This window comes from Pseudomonas sp. LAIL14HWK12:I10 (assembly GCF_900184205.1).
Lineage (GTDB): Bacteria > Pseudomonadota > Gammaproteobacteria > Pseudomonadales > Pseudomonadaceae > Aquipseudomonas > Aquipseudomonas kermanshahensis.
The window spans coordinates 87055-105260 of sequence record NZ_FXWU01000002.1; the positions used below are offsets into that span (position 1 = coordinate 87055).

Annotated in this window: 17 protein-coding genes and 1 tRNA gene; 12 read left to right on the top strand and 6 right to left on the bottom strand. The window is 62.3% G+C overall.

Going from position 1 to position 18206, the window contains the following annotated elements:
* Positions 1-13 precede the first annotated feature (13 nt).
* The 8 genes from tolR (at position 14) to QOS90_RS04445 (ending at position 5898) form a co-directional block, all read left to right on the top strand.
* Positions 14-466, top strand: a complete 453-nt coding sequence (gene tolR / locus QOS90_RS04410) for a protein TolR (RefSeq protein WP_012273765.1) — start codon at positions 14-16, stop codon at positions 464-466.
* Positions 466-1590 (top strand): cell envelope integrity protein TolA, encoded by a 1125-nt coding sequence (tolA, locus tag QOS90_RS04415; protein WP_033694212.1) that lies wholly within the window; start codon positions 466-468, stop codon positions 1588-1590. Before tolR ends, tolA begins: the two co-directional genes overlap by 1 nt.
* A 26-nt stretch (positions 1591-1616) precedes the next feature.
* Positions 1617-2888 carry a Tol-Pal system beta propeller repeat protein TolB gene (gene tolB, locus QOS90_RS04420; protein ID WP_033694211.1) on the top strand — a complete coding sequence of 424 codons (1272 nt, stop codon included), beginning with the start codon at positions 1617-1619 and terminating at the stop codon, positions 2886-2888.
* A gap of 54 nt (positions 2889-2942) precedes the next feature.
* Positions 2943-3440: a peptidoglycan-associated lipoprotein Pal gene (gene pal / locus QOS90_RS04425; protein ID WP_008090230.1), complete on the top strand. Its 498-nt coding sequence runs from the start codon at positions 2943-2945 to the stop codon at positions 3438-3440.
* Between the two features lie 6 nt (positions 3441-3446).
* Positions 3447-4262: a tol-pal system protein YbgF gene (gene ybgF / locus QOS90_RS04430; protein WP_085272420.1), complete on the top strand. Its 816-nt coding sequence runs from the start codon at positions 3447-3449 to the stop codon at positions 4260-4262.
* Between the two features lie 159 nt (positions 4263-4421).
* A complete protein-coding gene (gene queE, locus QOS90_RS04435) occupies positions 4422-5069 on the top strand; it encodes a 7-carboxy-7-deazaguanine synthase QueE (protein ID WP_085272618.1) in 648 nt (215 codons plus the stop codon).
* 17 nt (positions 5070-5086) lie between these two features.
* Complete coding sequence (gene queC / locus QOS90_RS04440) at positions 5087-5761, top strand: 7-cyano-7-deazaguanine synthase QueC (protein ID WP_027594659.1); 675 nt, start codon at positions 5087-5089, stop codon at positions 5759-5761.
* 61 nt (positions 5762-5822) lie between these two features.
* Positions 5823-5898 (top strand) — tRNA-Lys (locus QOS90_RS04445).
* Between the two features lie 69 nt (positions 5899-5967).
* Here QOS90_RS04445 and QOS90_RS04450 read toward each other — a convergent pair.
* The 3 genes from QOS90_RS04450 to QOS90_RS04460 form a co-directional block, all read right to left on the bottom strand.
* Complete coding sequence (locus QOS90_RS04450; protein ID WP_085272421.1) at positions 5968-6927, bottom strand: cation diffusion facilitator family transporter; 960 nt, start codon at positions 6925-6927, stop codon at positions 5968-5970.
* A 138-nt stretch (positions 6928-7065) separates the two neighbouring features.
* A complete protein-coding gene (locus QOS90_RS04455) occupies positions 7066-9132 on the bottom strand; it encodes a methyl-accepting chemotaxis protein (RefSeq protein WP_027594657.1) in 2067 nt (688 codons plus the stop codon).
* A 66-nt stretch (positions 9133-9198) separates the two neighbouring features.
* Entirely contained in the window at positions 9199-10551 is a 1353-nt protein-coding gene (locus QOS90_RS04460; RefSeq protein WP_027594656.1) for an APC family permease, read from the bottom strand.
* Positions 10552-11024: 473 nt separating this feature from the next.
* Here QOS90_RS04460 and QOS90_RS04465 point away from each other — a divergent pair, with 473 nt between their 5' ends.
* The gene (locus QOS90_RS04465; protein WP_085272422.1) at positions 11025-12533 is read left to right on the top strand and encodes a YdgA family protein; all 1509 of its coding nucleotides are present in this window, start codon (positions 11025-11027) and stop codon (positions 12531-12533) included.
* 215 nt (positions 12534-12748) lie between these two features.
* Positions 12749-13807: a quinolinate synthase NadA gene (gene nadA, locus QOS90_RS04470; protein WP_085272423.1), complete on the top strand. Its 1059-nt coding sequence runs from the start codon at positions 12749-12751 to the stop codon at positions 13805-13807.
* Between the two features lie 118 nt (positions 13808-13925).
* Here the strand turns inward: nadA and QOS90_RS04475 are convergent, their stop codons facing one another.
* Entirely contained in the window at positions 13926-15362 is a 1437-nt protein-coding gene (locus QOS90_RS04475; protein WP_027594653.1) for a M48 family metalloprotease, read from the bottom strand.
* A 120-nt stretch (positions 15363-15482) separates the two neighbouring features.
* Here QOS90_RS04475 and QOS90_RS04480 point away from each other — a divergent pair, with 120 nt between their 5' ends.
* Complete coding sequence (locus tag QOS90_RS04480; RefSeq protein ID WP_027594652.1) at positions 15483-15722, top strand: sulfurtransferase TusA family protein; 240 nt, start codon at positions 15483-15485, stop codon at positions 15720-15722.
* A 20-nt stretch (positions 15723-15742) separates the two neighbouring features.
* Positions 15743-16813 (top strand): AI-2E family transporter, encoded by a 1071-nt coding sequence (locus QOS90_RS04485; RefSeq protein WP_027594651.1) that lies wholly within the window; start codon positions 15743-15745, stop codon positions 16811-16813.
* A 100-nt stretch (positions 16814-16913) separates the two neighbouring features.
* Here the strand turns inward: QOS90_RS04485 and QOS90_RS04490 are convergent, their stop codons facing one another.
* Both QOS90_RS04490 and QOS90_RS04495 read right to left on the bottom strand, forming a co-directional pair.
* Positions 16914-17387 carry a peroxiredoxin gene (locus QOS90_RS04490; protein WP_085272424.1) on the bottom strand — a complete coding sequence of 158 codons (474 nt, stop codon included), beginning with the start codon at positions 17385-17387 and terminating at the stop codon, positions 16914-16916.
* A 10-nt stretch (positions 17388-17397) separates the two neighbouring features.
* Entirely contained in the window at positions 17398-17958 is a 561-nt protein-coding gene (locus QOS90_RS04495; protein ID WP_027594649.1) for a glycine cleavage system transcriptional repressor, read from the bottom strand.
* Between the last annotated feature and the right edge of the window lie 248 nt (positions 17959-18206).

Below are 18206 nucleotides of genomic sequence, written 5' to 3' on the forward strand. Positions count from 1 at the left end.
CAGGTAGAAGCCCATGGCCCGAGTTCGCCACAAACGCAAGCCGGTCGCCGAGATGAACGTGGTGCCCTACATCGACGTGATGCTGGTGCTGCTGGTCATCTTCATGGTGACGGCCCCAATGCTCAACCAAGGCGTGAAGGTCGACTTGCCCAAGGTTTCCAGTGAAGCCTTGCCGCAGGACAACAACGTCCAGATCCTCACCATTTCCATCAAGGCCGACAAGACCTACTACTGGAACCTCGGCAGCGAAGTCGATACCGACAAGCAGATGGACAAGGCCATGACCTTGCCCGACATGACCAACGCAGTGACCAAGATCATTGCCGCCGGCCGTGACCAGGGCAAGCAGACACAGGTCTTCATTCGTGGCGACAAGGCTGTCGACTACGGCGCGGTCATGGGTGCCATGGGCGGGTTGCAGAAGGCCGGTGTCGGTAACGTTGGCCTGATTACCGAGGCGCCCTGATGCAACAGCGAGAGCCATCCGCCTCGGAAAGCTACTTCTGGCCCAGTGTCTGGGCCATCGGTCTGCACGTGCTGGTGTTCGGCATGCTGTTCGTCAGTTTTGCCATGACGCCTGAACTGCCGCCTTCCAAGCCGATCGTCCAGGCTACCCTGTATCAGCTGAAGTCCAAGAGCCAGGCGACTACCCAGACCAATCAGAAGATTGCCGGGGAAGCGAAGAAAACCGCCTCGCGCCAGACCGAAGTCGAGCAGTTGGAACAGAAGAAGGTCGAGCAAGAGGCCGTGAAGGCCGCGGAACAAAAGAAAGCCGACGCCGCTCAAAAGGCCGAAGAGGCTCGCGAAGCCGCCGAGGCCAAGAAGGCTGAAGCCGCTGAAGCCAAGAAGGCTGAGGAGGCTGCCAAGGCCACCGAGGCCAAGAAAGCCGCCGAAGCCAAGAAAGCCGAGGAGGCGAAGAAGGCCGCCGAGAAACAGCAGGCCGACATCGCCAAGAAGAAGGCTGAGGAAGAGGCCAAGAAGAAAGCCGACGAGGAGGCCAAGAAAGAGGCCGCCGAAGAAGCGAAAAAGCAAGCCGCCGAGGACGCCAAGAAAAAGGCAGCCGAAGAGGCCAAGAAGAAAGCAGCCGAGGACGCCAAGAAGAAAGCGGCGGCCGAGGACGCGAAGAAGAAGGCAGCTGAAGAGGCCAAGAAAAAGGCCGCTGCAGACGCCCAGAAGAAAAAGGCACAGGAAGCGGCCCGCAAGTCGGCGGAAGACAAGAAAGCTCAGGCCCTGGCCGAGCTGTTGTCCGACACCACAGAGCGGCAGCAGGCACTGGCTGACGAGCAAGGCGACCAGGTGGCCGGCAGTTTCGACGACCTGATCCGTTTGCGAGCGGCCGAAGGCTGGGCGCGTCCGCCTTCCGCGCGTAAGGGCATGACGGTGGTCCTGCAGATCAACATGTTGCCAGATGGCACCATCACCAATGCCAGCGTTCTGCGCTCCAGTGGCGACGGTCCGTTCGACAGTTCGGCGGTGGCAGCAGTGAAGAACATCGGTCGTCTGACCGAAATGCAGGGTATGAAGCCGAGCGATTTCAATCAGTATCGTTCGTTCAAGATGACATTTACACCTGAGGATCTAGCGTTGTGATTAAACGTCTGAGAGGACTGCTGGTCATGCTCTGCTGCGTAGCAGGCATGGCGGTAGCAGATGAAAAGAACATCCTGGTCACCAGTGGCAGTGACCGGGCTACTCCCATCGCGGTAGTGCCTTTCGGTCTGCAGGGTGGCAGCGTGCTGCCCGAAGACATGGCCGAGATCATCGGCAACGACCTGCGCAATTCCGGCTACTACTCGCCGATTCCGCGTCAGAACATGATCAGCCAGCCTTCCCAGGCCAGCGAAGTCATCTTCCGTGACTGGAAAGCGCTGGGTGCGCAGTACGTCATGGTCGGCAGCATCGTGCCGTCCGGTGGCCGCCTGCAGGTGCAGTACGCCCTGTTCAACGTCGCTACCGAGCAGCAAGTGCTGACCGGTAGCGTGGCGGGCAGCGTCGACCAGTTGCGCGACATGTCGCACTACATCGCCGACCAGTCGTTCGAAAAACTCACCGGCATCAAGGGTGCGTTCTCGACCCGCATGCTCTACGTGACGGCCGAGCGTTTCTCTACCAACAACACCCGTTACACCCTGCAGCGTTCGGACTACGACGGTGCCCGCGCAGTGACCCTGCTGCAATCGCGCGAGCCGATCCTGTCGCCACGCTTTGCACCGGATGGCAAGCGCATTGCCTATGTGTCGTTCGAGCAGAAGCGCCCGCGCATCTTCGTTCAGCACATCGACACCGGTCGCCGTGAGCAGGTCACCAACTTCGAAGGCCTCAACGGTGCGCCTGCCTGGTCGCCGGATGGTTCGCGCCTGGCGTTCGTGCTGTCCAAAGATGGCAACCCGGACATCTACGTGATGAACGTGGCGTCGCGTCAGATCAGCCGTGTCACTGCCGGCCCGGGTATCAATACCGAGCCGTTCTGGGGCAAAGATGGCAACACCCTGTACTTCACCTCCGACCGTGGCGGCAAGCCGCAGATCTACAAGCAGTCGGTCAGTGGCGGTGGTGCCGAGCGCGTAACTTTCGTGGGTAACTACAACGCCAACCCGAAACTTTCGGCGGACGAAAAGACGCTGGTGATGATTCACCGTCAGCAGGGCTTCACCAACTTCAAAGTGGCGGCACAGGACTTGCAACGCGGAAGTGTAAAGATTCTCTCGGAAACAAGTCTTGATGAGTCTCCCACTGTTGCGCCAAACGGCACCATGCTAATCTACGCCACCCGCCAGCAGGGCCGGGGAGTCTTGATGCTCGTGTCGCTTAATGGCCGCGTGAGGCTCCCACTTCCTACCGCTCAAGGCGAAGTCAGAGAACCGTCCTGGTCCCCTTTCCTGAACTGATTGCGGCGTAATACGTTTTGCTTAACACACTGGGGTTTCATTAGGAGTTTCACGATGGAAATGCTGAAGTTTGGTAAATTCGCTGCGCTGGCTCTGGCCATGGCTGTAGCTGTAGGTTGCTCCTCGAAAGGCGGTGACAACGCTGGTGAAGGCGCTGTTGACCCGAACGCTGGCTACGGTGCCAACACTGGCGCTGTTGACGGCTCCCTGAGCGAAGAAGCCGCCCTGCGCGCAATCACCACCTTCTACTTCGAATACGACAGCTCGGACCTGAAGCCAGAAGCCATGCGCGCTCTGGACGTTCACGCCAAGGACCTGAAGTCCAACGGCAACCGCGTTGTTCTGGAAGGCAACACCGACGAGCGCGGCACCCGCGAGTACAACATGGCTCTGGGTGAGCGTCGTGCCAAGGCCGTTCAGCGTTACCTGGTTCTGCAGGGCGTTTCCCCTGCTCAGCTGGAACTGGTCTCCTACGGTGAAGAGCGTCCGGTTGCCACTGGCAACGACGAGCAATCCTGGGCTCAGAACCGTCGCGTAGAACTGCGTAAGTAAGTTCCTATGCGAATGTGCCGCCGTGTTGTAACCGTCCTCGCACTCAGCCTGCCGCTCGCGGCCTGGGCTGAGGTCCCTGTAGTAGATGACAACGCGGGTGGGTATCCACCTGCGGGTTATGGCACGAGCGGCGCCTATGCCGGGGCAGGGGCTTCGACCCCTGCCTCAGCACAGGGCCAGCTGTTCATGCAGCTGCAACAGATGCAGGATCAGCTTTCCCGCCAGCAAGGCATCATCGAAGAGCTGCAAAACGATGTGTCGCGCATGAAGCAGGAAAACCTGGAGCGATACCAGGATCTGGACCGTCGCATCAACAGTAGTGCCGCGCCTGCCGCGACCCCTGACAATTCCGCTACCGGTGGCGCATCCAATGCCGCCGCCGGTGCAGCAGCAGGCGCCGCTGGCGCTGCTGCACAACAACCGGCCGCCAGCAGCGAGCCCGGTGATCCGGCGAAAGAAAAGCTCTACTACGATGCTGCTTTCGACCTGATCAAGCAGAAGGACTTCGACAAGGCCAGCCAGGCGTTCAACGCCTTCCTGCGCAAGTACCCCAACAGCCAGTACGCCGGCAACGCCCAGTACTGGCTGGGTGAGGTGAACCTGGCCAAGGGCGACCTGCCGGGTGCAAGCCAGGCCTTCGCTCAGGTGAGCCAGAAGTACCCCAAGCACAGCAAGGTGCCTGATTCGCTGTACAAGCTGGCCGACGTCGAGCGCCGCATGGGCCACACCGACAAGGTCAAAGGCATTCTGCAACAGGTCATCACCCAGTACCCCGGCACCTCTGCCGCACAGCTGGCGCAGCGCGACCTGCAGAAGCTCTAAGCAGCACCTTTCAAAAGAAACCCGCGCGAGTCGCGGGTTTTTTCGTTAGAATCAGTGCCCTTTTTCCTAAACACGCTGCTGCGGATAACGCCATGTCGAGTCCGCGACAGTGCCTGACGGAGGCGGACAGCCTGTTTAGCTGTCACGCCCGTGGCGATCATGCAAGACACATTACGCATCACCGAAGTCTTTTACTCGTTGCAGGGTGAAACACGAACGGCTGGGCTGCCCACGGTATTCGTGCGCCTGACCGGTTGCCCCCTGCGCTGTCAGTACTGCGACAGTGCCTACGCCTTCACCGGCGGCACTATTCGCACCCTCGATTCGATCATGGAGCAAGTGGCCGGCTTCAAGCCGCGCTACGTCTGTGTCACCGGTGGCGAACCGCTGGCCCAGCCCAATGCCTTGCCTTTGCTCCAGCAGCTGTGCGATGCCGGCTACGAGGTCTCGCTCGAGACCAGTGGCGCCCTGGATATTTCCGGTACTGACACCCGCGTCAGCCGTGTGGTCGACCTGAAGACCCCAGGCTCCGAGGAGTCGCACCGCAATCGCTACGAGAACATCGAGCACCTGACCCGCAACGACCAGATCAAGTTCGTGATCTGCTCCCGTGAGGATTATGACTGGGCCGTGTCCAAGCTGATCCAGTACAACCTGGCCGAGCGTGCCGGCGAGGTGTTGTTCTCGCCCAGCCACCATCAGGTGAGCGCAAGTGACCTGGCCGACTGGATCGTTGCCGACAACCTGCCCGTACGTTTCCAGTTGCAGCTGCACAAGCTGCTGTGGAACGACGAACCCGGACGTTGATTGAGGAGTTGCAGTACATGACAGAGAAACGCGCGGTAATCTTGCTGTCCGGTGGCCTGGACTCGGCCACGGTGGTGGCCATGGCCAAAGCCGAAGGCTACAGCTGCTACACCATGAGTTTCGACTACGGCCAGCGTCATCGGGCCGAGCTCGATGCTGCTGCCCGTGTGGCGCGTGACCTGGGTGTGGTCGAGCACAAGGTCATTGGCCTGAGCCTGGACGGTATCGGTGGCTCGGCCCTGACCGACAGCAGCATCGACGTACCGGAAACCCCAGGTGAAGGCATCCCGGTCACCTACGTACCGGCGCGCAACACCGTTTTCCTGTCCTTGGCCCTGGGCTGGGCGGAAGTGCTCGAAGCGCGTGACATCTTCATCGGCGTCAATGCCGTGGATTACTCCGGTTACCCGGACTGCCGCCCCGAATTCGTCGAAGCCTTCGAGCGCATGGCCAACCTGGCGACCAAGGCGGGTGTCGAAGGGCAGGGCTTCCGCATCCAGGCACCGTTGCAGAACTTGAGCAAGGCGCAGATCGTTCAAGCGGGCATCGCCCGGGGTGTGGATTACAGCCTGACGGTTTCCTGCTACCAAGCCGACGATCAAGGCCGTGCCTGCGGCAAGTGCGACAGCTGCCGCCTGCGTGCTGATGGCTTCAAGGCTGCCGGGGTGACCGACCCGACGCGTTATTTTTGATTTTTTTTATGGCGAGGTGTTGATTTCCCGTTAGAAATCAGTATTATACGCGCCATCCAACGGGTCGTTAGCTCAGTTGGTAGAGCAGTTGGCTTTTAACCAATTGGTCGTAGGTTCGAATCCTACACGACCCACCATACGCAGTAAGTCAAAGCCCGCTACCGGCAACGGTAGCGGGCTTTGTCGTTTCTGGCGCGAACTGCCGGTTACACAGCCCACTCCGGATCCCCGGTAAACACCACGGTCAACCAACGGTCCGGCCCTTCGCCGCCCACGGCATCGCCGATCTCATTGCGCAACGCATCCCATTCATCGATGGTTTTTGCGCCCATGCCGGTAGGCACGATGAAGTACAGCTCGATCTCCCGCGAGCGCCCTACCTTGGCCACATAGGCGCGGTACGACTGCAGCCCATGGCGCGCAACGAAGGCCTTGGCGACTTCGTCGACATGCAGTTTGAGGTCCCCCGGCGTCACCAGGAATATCTCCGAAAACGCCTGGCGTACCACCGACAGCGGCAATGGAATGATCACCAGGCAGACCAGTGCCAGCACCGCCGGGTCGATGTACGGGGACATCCATTCCCACTGCGTGCCCTGCACCGCATAGCCAAAGCAGAAAGCGATCAGCAACGCGGCGGTGATGCTCGCTGACATCACCCAACCCTTGACGTCCATGCGTACGAAGTCCGACCCCAGCTTGCGGTTTGCCCGGGCTTCGACGACTGCGATGGTCACGCAGGCGATCACGGTCAGTACCGCGTAGACCATGGCGATGCCGAACTCCAAGTGCCGCCCGCCTTGCAGCACGCTGCTGACGGCGTTGATCAACGCATAGATGGCTACGCCGCTGAGCAGGATGCCATTGAGCGCTAGCACCATCGGTTCCAGGTGCCAGAAGCCCATGGTGAAGCGCTCACGCAGCTTGCGTGACATCTGCAGGCTGGTGGCGTGAGAGGTGATCAGCTTGACCACCACCAGCGACAGGCCGCTCATGCTGGCGTCGACCAGCGAGTAAACGCCGTCGAAGATGATCGAGAACGAGCCCGAGGCCAGGCCGAAGGCAATGCCGATAGTGGCGATGAACAGGGTAACGGCGATCGAGGTGCGTAGCAGGCCTTGTTCGCTGGTGATGTCGAAGAACGGGGTTTTGTTTGTTGCTTGCATGGGTAAAGCTCTTTCAAAAGGTGGGTTGCCTGTGCTGGCCCTGTCGCGGGCAAGCCCGCTCCCACAGGGTAAAGTGCAGTTTCGAAGGCTGCACAGGTCCTGTGGGAGCGGGCTTGCCCGCGAAGAGGCCGGTACCGGCTAAACGCGAAACTGCTCCATCAACGCTTGCTGCTGATTGGCCAGCCGGTTCAGCGCCTGGCTGATCCGCGCCGATTCATCGGCCTGGCCAGCCAGCGATTCTGTCACATCACGAATACCTGCCACGTTACGGTTCACTTCCTCGGCCACCGCACTTTGTTCCTCGGCCGCCGACGCGATCTGCAGGTTCATGTCGCTGATCACCGCCACCGCCTCGCCGATACGCTGCAGGGCCGGCAGCGCCTGTTCCATGCGCGTTGCGCTGGCCTGGGCTTGGCGCTGGCCCTCATGCATGGCGCCCACCACATCTTGGGTGCCTTGCTGCAGGCCCTCGATGACCTGGCGGATTTCCTCGACCGACACCTGAGTGCGTTGGGCCAGGCTGCGCACTTCATCGGCGACCACGGCGAAGCCACGGCCAGCCTCGCCGGCGCGGGCCGCTTCGATGGCGGCATTGAGCGCCAGCAGGTTGGTCTGCTCGGCAATCGCACGGATCACCTCTAGCACCGAGCCGATCTGATCGCTGCGGCTTTCCAGGGTGCGCGCCTCGTCCATCGCGGTGTTCATGTCGGCTGCCAGGCGGTCGATGGCCTGGCGGGTGCTGGCAATCAGTTGCAGGCCTTCGCGGCTTGCCTGGTCGGCGCCACGGGCCGCCTGGGCGGCCTGGGAGGCGTTGTGGGCTACATCCAGCGCGGTGGCGCTCATTTCGTTGGCCGCGGTGGCGACCTGCTCGATTTCCCGGTGCTGTTGCTGCATGCCGTTACTGGTCTGGCTGGCGATGGCGGCGGACTGGTCGGCAGTGCCACGGGCTTCCTGCAGCGAGCCTTTGACCTGGGCGATCACCGGCTGGAGTTTGTCGAGAAAGCGGTTGAACCAGCCGGTCAGTTGGCCCAGTTCGTCCTCGCGGGCATAGTCCAGGCGGCGCGTGAGGTCACCCTCGCCGCTGGCGATGTCTTTCAGGCGTGCGGCGACGGCGAGAATCGGCCGCGTCACGCCGCGCGCGGTCAGCCAGACCAGTACCAGGCCCAGCACAGCGGCGCCAAGGCCGATCAGCAGGCTGGTGAGGTTGGCAGTTTGGTTGTGCGCACCCAGGCGTTGGTTGAGCGCCATGGCCGGTGCTTGCAGCACGCTTTCAGGCAACTCCAGCAACACTTGCCAGGGCGCTGCGTCGGGGATGGGGCTGAACGGGTGAGCAACGCGCAGCAAGCCGTGTGGTACCGCCGCGTCCAGCGCCTTGCCGAGCTGGCTGCTGTCGCGGCTGTGGCCCGCCAGCAGGCCGGCCGGGCTGACGATGCTGACCTGGCCCTGGCCGTCGAACAGCTCCTGGCGGCCGTTCAGGCTCAACTGCTGCAGGTTGTCCAGGCCTATGTCCAGGCCGACCACGCCGACGACCTTGCCGTTTTCCAGCAGGGGCAGGGCAATGCTGGTCATCAGCACCTGGCGGCCGTTGACTTCGTCGAGGTACGGCTCGAGCATGCAGGTCCGGGCGGTTTCTTGCGGGCAGGTCAACCAGCGGTTTTGCGGGCTGCCGCTGGTGCTGGTGCGGGTGTCGGCGAGCATCGCCTCAGGCATGGCTTCTTGCTCCAGGGTGCCTGGGCGTGGCTGCGACCAGTACAGCGAGAAGCGCCCGCTGTCGTTGCTGCCCACGGCCTCCTGGGCGACGAACTGGCTGTCCTGGTGGTCCAGCGCGTCCGGCTGGAACACCAGGTACAGGCCGATCACATCCGGGTTGCTGGCCAGGCTGGCGCGCGCCTCGCGGGTCAGCTCGCCACGCAAGTCGTTGCCGCCGCGGGCCTTCAGCACCTGTACCAGGCGTCGGAAGCCATTACCGTGCTGATAGGCGTCCATGAAATAGCGCTGGATACGCAGCGCCTGGGTTTCGGCGTGCGCCTGCAGGCGCAGGCGCGCGCTGTGGTCGAGCATTTCCGAGTTGGCCTGGCTGACCAATGCCGCGCTGCGCCGGGCCTGGGTCAGCGAGGTGGTGACCAGCAGTGCGACGATGGCCAGCAGGCACAAGCCGGCAAGCAGGGTGATCTTCCACTGGATGGAGAGGCGACGCAGCGACATGAGGGCTTTCCTTTTCGATCAAGGACAACGCCCGCGGTCAGGCGCGGGCGTTGTCGGCAGCGTGGGTCATTCAGCGATGCAGTTCGGTGGCGCAACCCTGAAGGCCTTGGTCAGCCAGGCCAGGTAGATCACCCCGAGCAGTGCCCAAAGCCCGCCGAACATCAACGAGTGCGCGTTCAGGTCCAGCCACAGCGAAACGATGATGCAGAAGCCGATGGTCGGCAGTACCAGGTACTTCAGCTTGTTGGCCAAGCCTTTGCGGTTGCCTTCGCGCAGGTAGCAGTGGTTGATCACCGACAGGTTGACGAAGCTGAACGCGACCAGGGCGCCGAAGTTGATGATCGACGTGGCGGTGACCAGGTCGAAGAAGATCGCCGACAGCGAGATCAGCCCGACCACGGCGATGTTCATCACCGGTGTCTTGTAGCGCGAGTGCAGGCGGGCAAAGATGCTGGCCGGGATTACATTGTCGCGGCCCATCACGTACAGCAGGCGCGAGACGCTGGTCTGCGAGGCCAGGCCCGAGGCGATGGTATTGATCACGGTGCAGGCGATGAACACCGACTGGAACAGCTTGCCGCCCACGTACAGGGCGATCTCCGGCAGGGCGGCTTCCTGGTCATGGAAGCGCGCCATGGTCGGGAAGTAGGCCTGGATGAAGTACGACACCAGGATGAACACCATCCCGCCGATCAGCGCGGTCAGGAAGATGGCCCGTGGGATGGTCTTGCCCGGGTCGCGGGTTTCTTCCGACAGGCACGTCACTGCGTCGAAGCCCAGGAACGAGAAGCACAGGATGGTGGCGCCAGCGGCCAAGGCGCTGAGGTGGGTCTGGTTGTCGGCGAACGGCAGCAGGCTCCAGGTGGTGCCCAGCCCTTCTCCGTGGCCCAGGCCACGCACGCAGAGGTAGATGAACACCGCAATGATCGCGACCTGCACCGCCACGAACAACAGGTTGAAGTGCGCCACCAGGTTGATACTGCGCATGTTGATCAGGCTGATCAGGCTGACGAACCCGGCCACCCAGACCCACGCCGGCACTTCGGGGAACATGGCCGACAGGTAGAGCTTGGCCAGCAAGGCATTGACCATGGGCAGCAGCAGGTAGTCCAGCAGCGATGACCAGCCCACCAGGAAGCCCACGTGCGGGTTGATGGCGCGCTGGGTGTAGGTGTAGGCCGAACCCGATTGCGGGAAGCGTCGTACCAGGGTGCCGTAGCTCACCGCCGTGAACAGGATACCGGCCAGCGCCAGGATGTAGGCGCTTGGCACGTGCCCGGCGGTGATGCCGGAAACAATGCCGAAGGTGTCGAACACGGTCATCGGCGTCAGGTAGGCCAGGCCGATGATCACCACGTGCCAGAGGCGCAGTGATTTGCGGAATTGGTCGCCGCCGGAAGCGCTTTGGTCAGGCTGCATGCTGGCGTGGCTCCTGCGGCTGGACGTGAACGGCGGGCACAGTGAGTTGCGCATGCGGCAAGGGCGAGCGGGTGGGCTCCATGTTGTTCACCTTTATTGTTCGGAGCAGAGGGAGGCGCGTGCGAGGCGCCGGTTGTTCTTTGTGGGGTGGGCGCGGTGCAAGTGGTGAAAATAAAAAACGATGGGTAGGTTGGTGTCAAGTTAAACATGACAAGATGTTGCCAAACTGAAATATTTATCGATTTCAATGGGGTTTTGTTCAGTTTTTGCGCGGTTTTTTGCGATTTTGATCGATTTAGATGTTCGTAAAATTGAACAAATAGGATGTTTCCTATGGGCCTATCAGACGGGTCCTAAAAGCGGGATTTCTCGGCTTCGGCCACCATCTGCCCGAGGCTGCGGTGATATTCTTCAGGCCTTGCGTGGCACCTTGGCCACGTGTAAGCCCTTATGGACAGCATTCGGTTCTATTCATGAAGAAATCAGTAGGCATCCTTACCGGCCTGGCTATCGCCATTGCCGTCGCAACCACCGCTGGCGCCTGGTACACCGGCGAGCGCTTGCCTGCGGAGCTGGATTATTCCGTCAACCGCAGCAACGCCGAACTGAAAAAAGCCCTGGTGGGCGTCGGTGGCAGCCTGACCGTCGAACTGGTCTCGCTGGATCGGCACTTCTTCAGCAGTACCGCCCAGTACCGGCTCAAGGCCAAGGACATCAACCTGGGCGACGACGAAGTGGTCAGTTTCGATGTAGGCATGACCGACCAGATCGAGCATGGCCCATTCCCGTGGTCGCGGGTCAAGGCACTCAAGCTGATGCCCGTGCTGGCTGTCAGCAACAGCACCCTGCAGAAGGACGATTTCACCGCCCCCTGGTTCGCGGCAGCGGGCGAACAGGCGCCGGTCAGCGCGCAGACCAGCCTGGGCTACGGCGGCAACGTCGACAGTACGGTCCTGCTGGCCCCGTTCAAGGTCAACGAAACCGACGGCAACAGCCTCGCGTTCTCGGGCATGCAGTTGCAGCTCAGCGGCGACCGCGAAGGCAAGGCGACGAAATTCCAGGGCAGCGCCGAGCGCTTCGAAATGAAGTGGGTGCACGACGATCAGCCGCCTGCCACCTTCGAGCTGAAGGGCTTGAAGGTCGACGGCGACCTGGCCGCCACCCAGCACGATGCGATCTATGTCGGCAAGGTCGACCTGTCGCTGGCGGAAACCAAGGTGACCTTGGGGCCCAAGCAGCAGGTGCTGTCGATCAAAGGCTTTGAGCAGAAAGCCCAGCAAGCCCTCGACGGCCCGGACACCGTCGGTGGGCGCGCGGATTACACGCTGGCGGATATCACCTGGGACGGCCGCGCCGTCGGCAATGCGCAGATGGCCGTGAGCATCAAGTCGGTCAATGCACCGGCGCTGCAAGCGCTGTCACACTGGTACCAGGCGCACTTGCCGGAGTTCGAGGCTGCGGCCGCAGCAGGCCAGGCGGTGCCACAGATCCAGATGGGCGAAGCCGAGAAGGCCAAGTTCCAGGCTGACCTGCAGCAGCTGCTGGCCTCCAAGCCCAAGCTCGCGGTAGAAAACCTGTCGTTCAAGACCGCCAACGGCGAGAGCCGCTTCAACCTGGCAATGGACTTCGCCAGCCCGGCCTCCTTCGACCTGCCGCCCGACCAGCTGAGCAAACAACTGATCACCGAGGTCAAGACGTCGCTGTCGCTGTCCAAGCCGATGATCGGTGACCTGGCAACTTTGCAGGCTCTTTTGGAAGGGCAGACCGATGCCCAGGCCATCGCCATGCAGTCGAGCCAGGCAGGTGAAATGGTTGGCATGATGGCGCTGCAGAGCGGCATGGCCACGGTGCAGGGCAACGACGTGGTGACCCGCCTGCACTATGCCGATGGCATGGTCGACTTCAATGGCCAGAAGATGACCGTAGAAGAGTTCGCCATGCTGATGTCCATGCGTCTTGCCGCCTTGCAGCCGCAAGGTTGATTCGCTAAGCCTGCCCCGGCTCGTTCGCCGGGGCAGGCTGCATAAAAACCCCTTTTGAATTCCCTCGATTGTCTGTAGCCTTCGGCGTCCGATAATAATCCGCGCCCGCAGAGGGCCGTGATGGCCTGCGCGCCGTCCGGCGCCCTTAGCCGATCTGCCAGGGCCGGGTGATACACTCGATTTGATGCGCGCACGCGCTTGCAGGTCCAGCGATCATGACCCAGATTTCCGAACGCCTGTTGGTTCAGGCCCACCTCGACGCCAAACAGCTCAACCCGCTGACAGCCGAGCAGGAGGCCGAATACCGTGCGGCCATCGCTGCCGAGCTCAAGGCCCAGAACGCCGTGCTGGTCGCCCATTACTACTGCGACCCGGTCATCCAGGCGCTGGCCGAAGAAACCGGCGGCTGCGTATCCGACTCGCTGGAAATGGCCCGCTTCGGCAAGAACCACCCCGCCGAAACCGTGATCGTCGCCGGCGTGCGCTTCATGGGTGAGACCGCAAAAATTCTCACCCCCGAAAAACGCGTGCTAATGCCCACCCTGGAAGCCACCTGCTCCCTCGACCTGGGTTGCCCGGTCGAAGCGTTTTCGGCGTTCTGCGACCAGCACCCGGAACGCACCGTGGTGGTGTATGCCAATACCTCGGCGGCCGTGAAGGCCCGTGCCGATTGGGTGGTGACCTCGAGCTGCGCACTGGAGATTGTCGAAAGCCTGATGGACAACGGCGAGACCATCATCTGGGGCCCGGACCAGCACTTGGGCCGTTACATCCAGAAGCAGACCGGTGCCGACATGCTGCTGTGGGACGGTGCGTGCATCGTCCACGAAGAATTCAAGTCGCGTCAGTTGGCCGACATGAAGGCGCTTTACCCGGATGCCGCAATTCTGGTCCACCCCGAATCGCCGGAATCGGTGATCGACCTGGCTGACGCGGTTGGCTCCACCAGCCAGTTGATCAAAGCCGCGCAGACCCTGCCGAACAAGACCTTCATCGTCGCGACCGACCGCGGCATCTTCTACAAGATGCAGCAGCTGTGCCCGGACAAGGAATTCGTCGAGGCCCCGACTGCCGGTAACGGTGCCGCGTGCCGAAGCTGCGCGCACTGCCCGTGGATGGCGATGAACACGCTGGAGCGGGTGTTGGAATGCTTGCGCACGGGCAGCAACGAGATTTTTGTTGACCCGGCGTTGGTGCCCAAGGCGATCAAGCCGCTTAACCGCATGCTGGATTTCACCCAGGCGGCGCGCTTGAAGCTTTCGGGTAACGCCTGAAAATGCTGGGGCCGCTCTGCGGCCCATTCGCAGCACAAGGCCGCTCCTACAGGGGAATGCGATCTCCTGTAGGAGCAGCCTTGTGCTGCGAATGGAGCGCAAAGCGCTCCCGAAAAACTCAGCGCCCCATCATCTCCCTGACCATCCGCTGCTGCTCCATGACCTCGCGCTGGCGCTGATCGATCTGTGACGCCAGCGGGAAGTTGCTCCCCGCACGACGCTTGGCGTAATCCAGCTGCTGGATAGCCTGGTCGAAGTCACCGACCAAGGTGAAGTACTCGGCACGCGCCCGGTGCAAGCCGATGGTGTTACCCGACAACCCCCTCACTTCGGCAACGTCGTACCACACATCCGGATCATCCGGCCGGCTCTTGAGCAGGTCGTTCAGTACTTTTTCCGCTTCAGCTGGCTTGTTCTGCTTCACCAGCAGGTCGGCCCGCACCTGTTTCAGCGGGTAGTTGCCCGGGTACAGCCCCTGCATGCGCTCGGCACGCTGCTGGGCGTCAGCGAGGCGGTTGTTGGTGATGTCCAGGTCGATCTGCGCGAGGTTATAGGTAATGTCGTTGGGCGCTTTGGCCAGCAACGGCTTGAGCAGTTCGCGGGCTTCGTTGAGCTGCCCACCCTTGATCTGCGCCAGGGCCAGGCCGTAGCGTGCGGCGTCCAGTTTGGGGTCTTCATCCAGCTGGGCGCGGAAGCGCTTGGCGGCAAGGCCTGGGGTGCCTTCGTAGGTGAGGGCCACGCGGGCGCGGATCAACTGGTAGCGCTGGGTGTCTTCGATGCCGCCCTTGGGCGCCTGCTCGGCGCGGTTGCGGGTGTCGGCAACGCGCGACTCGGTGACCGGGTGAGTCAGCAGGAATTCTGGCGGCTTGGCATCGTAGCGGTACTGGCGCGCCAGGCGCTCGAACATGCTTGGCATGTTGCGCGGGTCGTAGCCGGCCTTTTCCAGGTTCTGGATACCGACGCGGTCGGCTTCCTGCTCGTTTTGCCGCGAAAAGCGCCGCTGCTCTTGGATCGCCGCCGCCTGGGTGCCGGCAATCATGCCGATGCCAGCGTCGCCAGCGCCCCCGGCCGCCAGCACGATGCCAGCCAGCAGTGCTGCCATCATGGGCAGTTGCATGCGTTGCTGGGCTTCGACGCCACGGGCAAAGTGGCGCTGCGACAAGTGCGCCAGTTCGTGCGCCAGTACCGAGGCGTATTCGCCCTCGGTCTGGGCATTGAGGAACAGGCCGCCGTTGACCCCGACGATGCCCCCAGGGGCGGCGAATGCGTTGAGCTCGCGGCTGTCGATCAGGATGAATTCCAGGCGTCGGTCCTGCAGCTGGCTGGTTTCTGCCAGGCGGTACACGCTGGTTTCGACGTAGTCCTTGAGCTGCGGGTCGTTCAGCTGATTGACCTGGCCACGCAACAGGCTGAGCCAGGCGCGGCCGAGCTGGTGTTCCTGCTGCGGCGAGACGATCGCAGAGCTGGCATCACCCAGTGATGGCAGGTCGTCAGCATGGCCGGGAAGGGCCATCAGGCAGGCCAGCGTCAACAGGGTAGGGCGCAGTAGATTCATGCACGAAGCTCGCGTCGGGTCAAAGGCCTCTACTGTAGCCCGCTCACACGTTGGCGACCAGTGGCGGTATCCTAGCGGGCCTGTTACCAAAGACGTCTACCCGCGTGTGGAGAACCCCTGATGAGTGACACCCTGACCTGCGACGCCGAACTCGACGCCAGCGGGCTGAACTGCCCGCTGCCACTGCTGAAGGCGAAGATGGAACTCAACCGCCTGGCCAGTGGCGCGGTGCTCAAGGTGATTGCCACCGATGCCGGCTCGCAGCGTGACTTCCGCACTTTTGCCAAGCTGGCCGGTCATACCCTGCTGCACGAAACGGCCGAGGCCGGTACCTACACCTACTGGCTGCGCAAGGCCTGAGTCTTAACCAAGGATCGTCAATGTTCAAAGTGCTTCGCGACTGGATGCAGCGCTACTTCTCCGATGAAGAAGCGGTGGTGCTGGCGGTCCTGCTGTTTCTGGCGTTTACCGCGGTACTGACCTTGGGCGGCATGCTCGCGCCGGTGTTGGCGGGGATGGTCCTGGCGTTCCTGATGCAAGGCCTGGTCAATGCCCTGGAGCGTCTGCGCGTGCCTACTCGGCTGGCGGTGGCGGTGGTGTTCGCGTTGTTCATGGGGGCGCTGGCGGTCATCCTGCTGGTGCTGGTGCCGTTGCTCTGGCACCAGCTGATCACCCTGTTCAACGAGTTGCCCGGCATGCTCGGCAAGTGGCAGTCGCTGTTGTTGCTGCTGCCTGAGCGCTACCCACACTTGGTGTCGGATGAGCAGGTGTTGCGAGCTATCGAGTCGGTGCGCGGTGAAATCGGTAAGTTCGGCCAATGGGCCCTGACCTTCTCGCTGTCGAGCCTGCCGCTGCTGGTCAACGCCATGATCTACCTGGTGCTGGTGCCGATCCTGGTGTTCTTCTTCCTCAAGGACCGGGAAATGATCGCCCGCTGGGTCAGTGGTTATCTGCCACGCCAGCGCACACTGTTGAACCGGGTGGGCAGCGAGATGAATCGGCAGATTGCCAACTACATCCGTGGCAAGGGTATCGAGATCCTGATCTGCGGGATTGCCACCTACATCGCCTTTATCAGCCTGGGGCTCAACTATGCCGCGCTGCTGGCGCTGCTGGTGGGCTTGTCGGTGGTGGTGCCTTATGTGGGCGCGGTGGTGGTGACGGTGCCGGTGACGCTGATTGCCTTGTTCCAGTGGGGCTGGGGGGACCAGTTCATCTACCTGATGACGGTGTACGCGATCATTCAGGCACTGGATGGCAACGTGCTGGTGCCGCTGCTGTTTTCCGAGGCGGTCAGCCTGCACCCGGTGGCGATCATCTGCGCGGTGTTGTTGTTTGGTGGGCTGTGGGGCTTTTGGGGGATCTTCTTCGCGATCCCGCTGGCGACGCTGTTCAAGGCCGTGCTGGATGCCTGGCCGCGGCAGGAGCCGAGTGTTTCGCCACTGCTTTGAATGACATTGGGGCCGCTTTGCGGCCCCTTCGCAGCACAAGGTTGCCGTTGTAGGAGCAGCCTTGTGCTGCGAATGGGGCGCGAAGCGGCCCCAACCTATCTCAAGCCTTGTTCAAAGCCTGGGCCGCCGCCAAAACGGCCTCCACATGCCCTGGTACCTTCACCCCACGCCATTCCTGGCACAGCACACCGTCCTTGTCGATCAGGAAGGTACTGCGGTCCACGCCCATGTATTCCTTGCCATACAGCTTCTTCAGCTTGATCACGTCGAACAGCTGGCACAGGGCCTCGTCCTTGTCGCTGATCAGCTCGAACGGGAAGCCTTGCTTGGCCTTGAAGTTCTCATGCGACTTGATGCCATCGCGCGACACGCCGAACACCACGGTGTTGGCTGCGGCAAAGGCGTCATGCTGGTCGCGGAAACCCTGGCCTTCGGTGGTGCAGCCCGGAGTGCTGTCCTTCGGGTAGAAGTACACCACCACCTGGCGGCCCTTAAGCTCGGCGAGGCTGACCGTCTGGCCGCTGGTGGCCTGGGCCTGGAAGTCGGCAACGGGTTGGTCGAGTGCTACGGCCATAGGGGCTTCCTTACACGGGGTTCTGTGGGCGCCAAGGCTCGATCAGCGCATCCAGGTTCAAGGCATCGGCAAAGTCCAGGAACTGGTCACGCAGCCAGCTGATCTGGGTGCCGGCGGGCAGGATCACGGTGAACTGGGCGTTGAGCATGCTGCTGCCGGTTTGTGGCGCCAGGTAGGTGTCGCAGGTCATGGCTTCGAGCTCGACGCGGTGGTCGAGGAAAAACTGGCACAGCTCATTGATGATGTCCGGGCGGTAGGCCGCACTGACATAGGCCACGTAAGGCAGCGCCTGCGGGCGCACCTCCTGGTCGGCGCTGCGCACCACATCGAGGGTCAGGCCGTGCTTTTTGCCCAGGCCCGGCAGGGAAGCTTCAAGACGCGCCAGGGCGTCCCAGCTGCCACCGACCTGCAGCACCAGGGCGCTGGTCTCGCCATGGCGGCTCAGGCGCGAAGTGACGACCGCGCAGCGGTTTTCGAAGGCAGCGCGGCTGAGGACGTTGGCCAGTTCCATGGGGTTTGGGCCCAGGGCACTGATGACAAGGAATTGTTCGCGGACGGTGGGGGTGGACATGCAGCATTCCTAAAGCGATGAGCGGTCGGTGCAGGACAGGCAAAAGCCTCCAGTCGGCAGGGCCCGGGGCTCGCATGCGAGGTCGTGGACGCCGGCGGGGAGCAAGGTCGACGGCCCGGCGGGCCGCGCTGCACCGATCAAAGGGCCAAGGGTAGCGAAATAAGCCGCCGAGGGGAATGCTCCGCCCGCCTGCTTCGCTTGTGCAAGGCCGATGCCCCCAGTACCATTACCGCTCTCTTTTTCCGGCA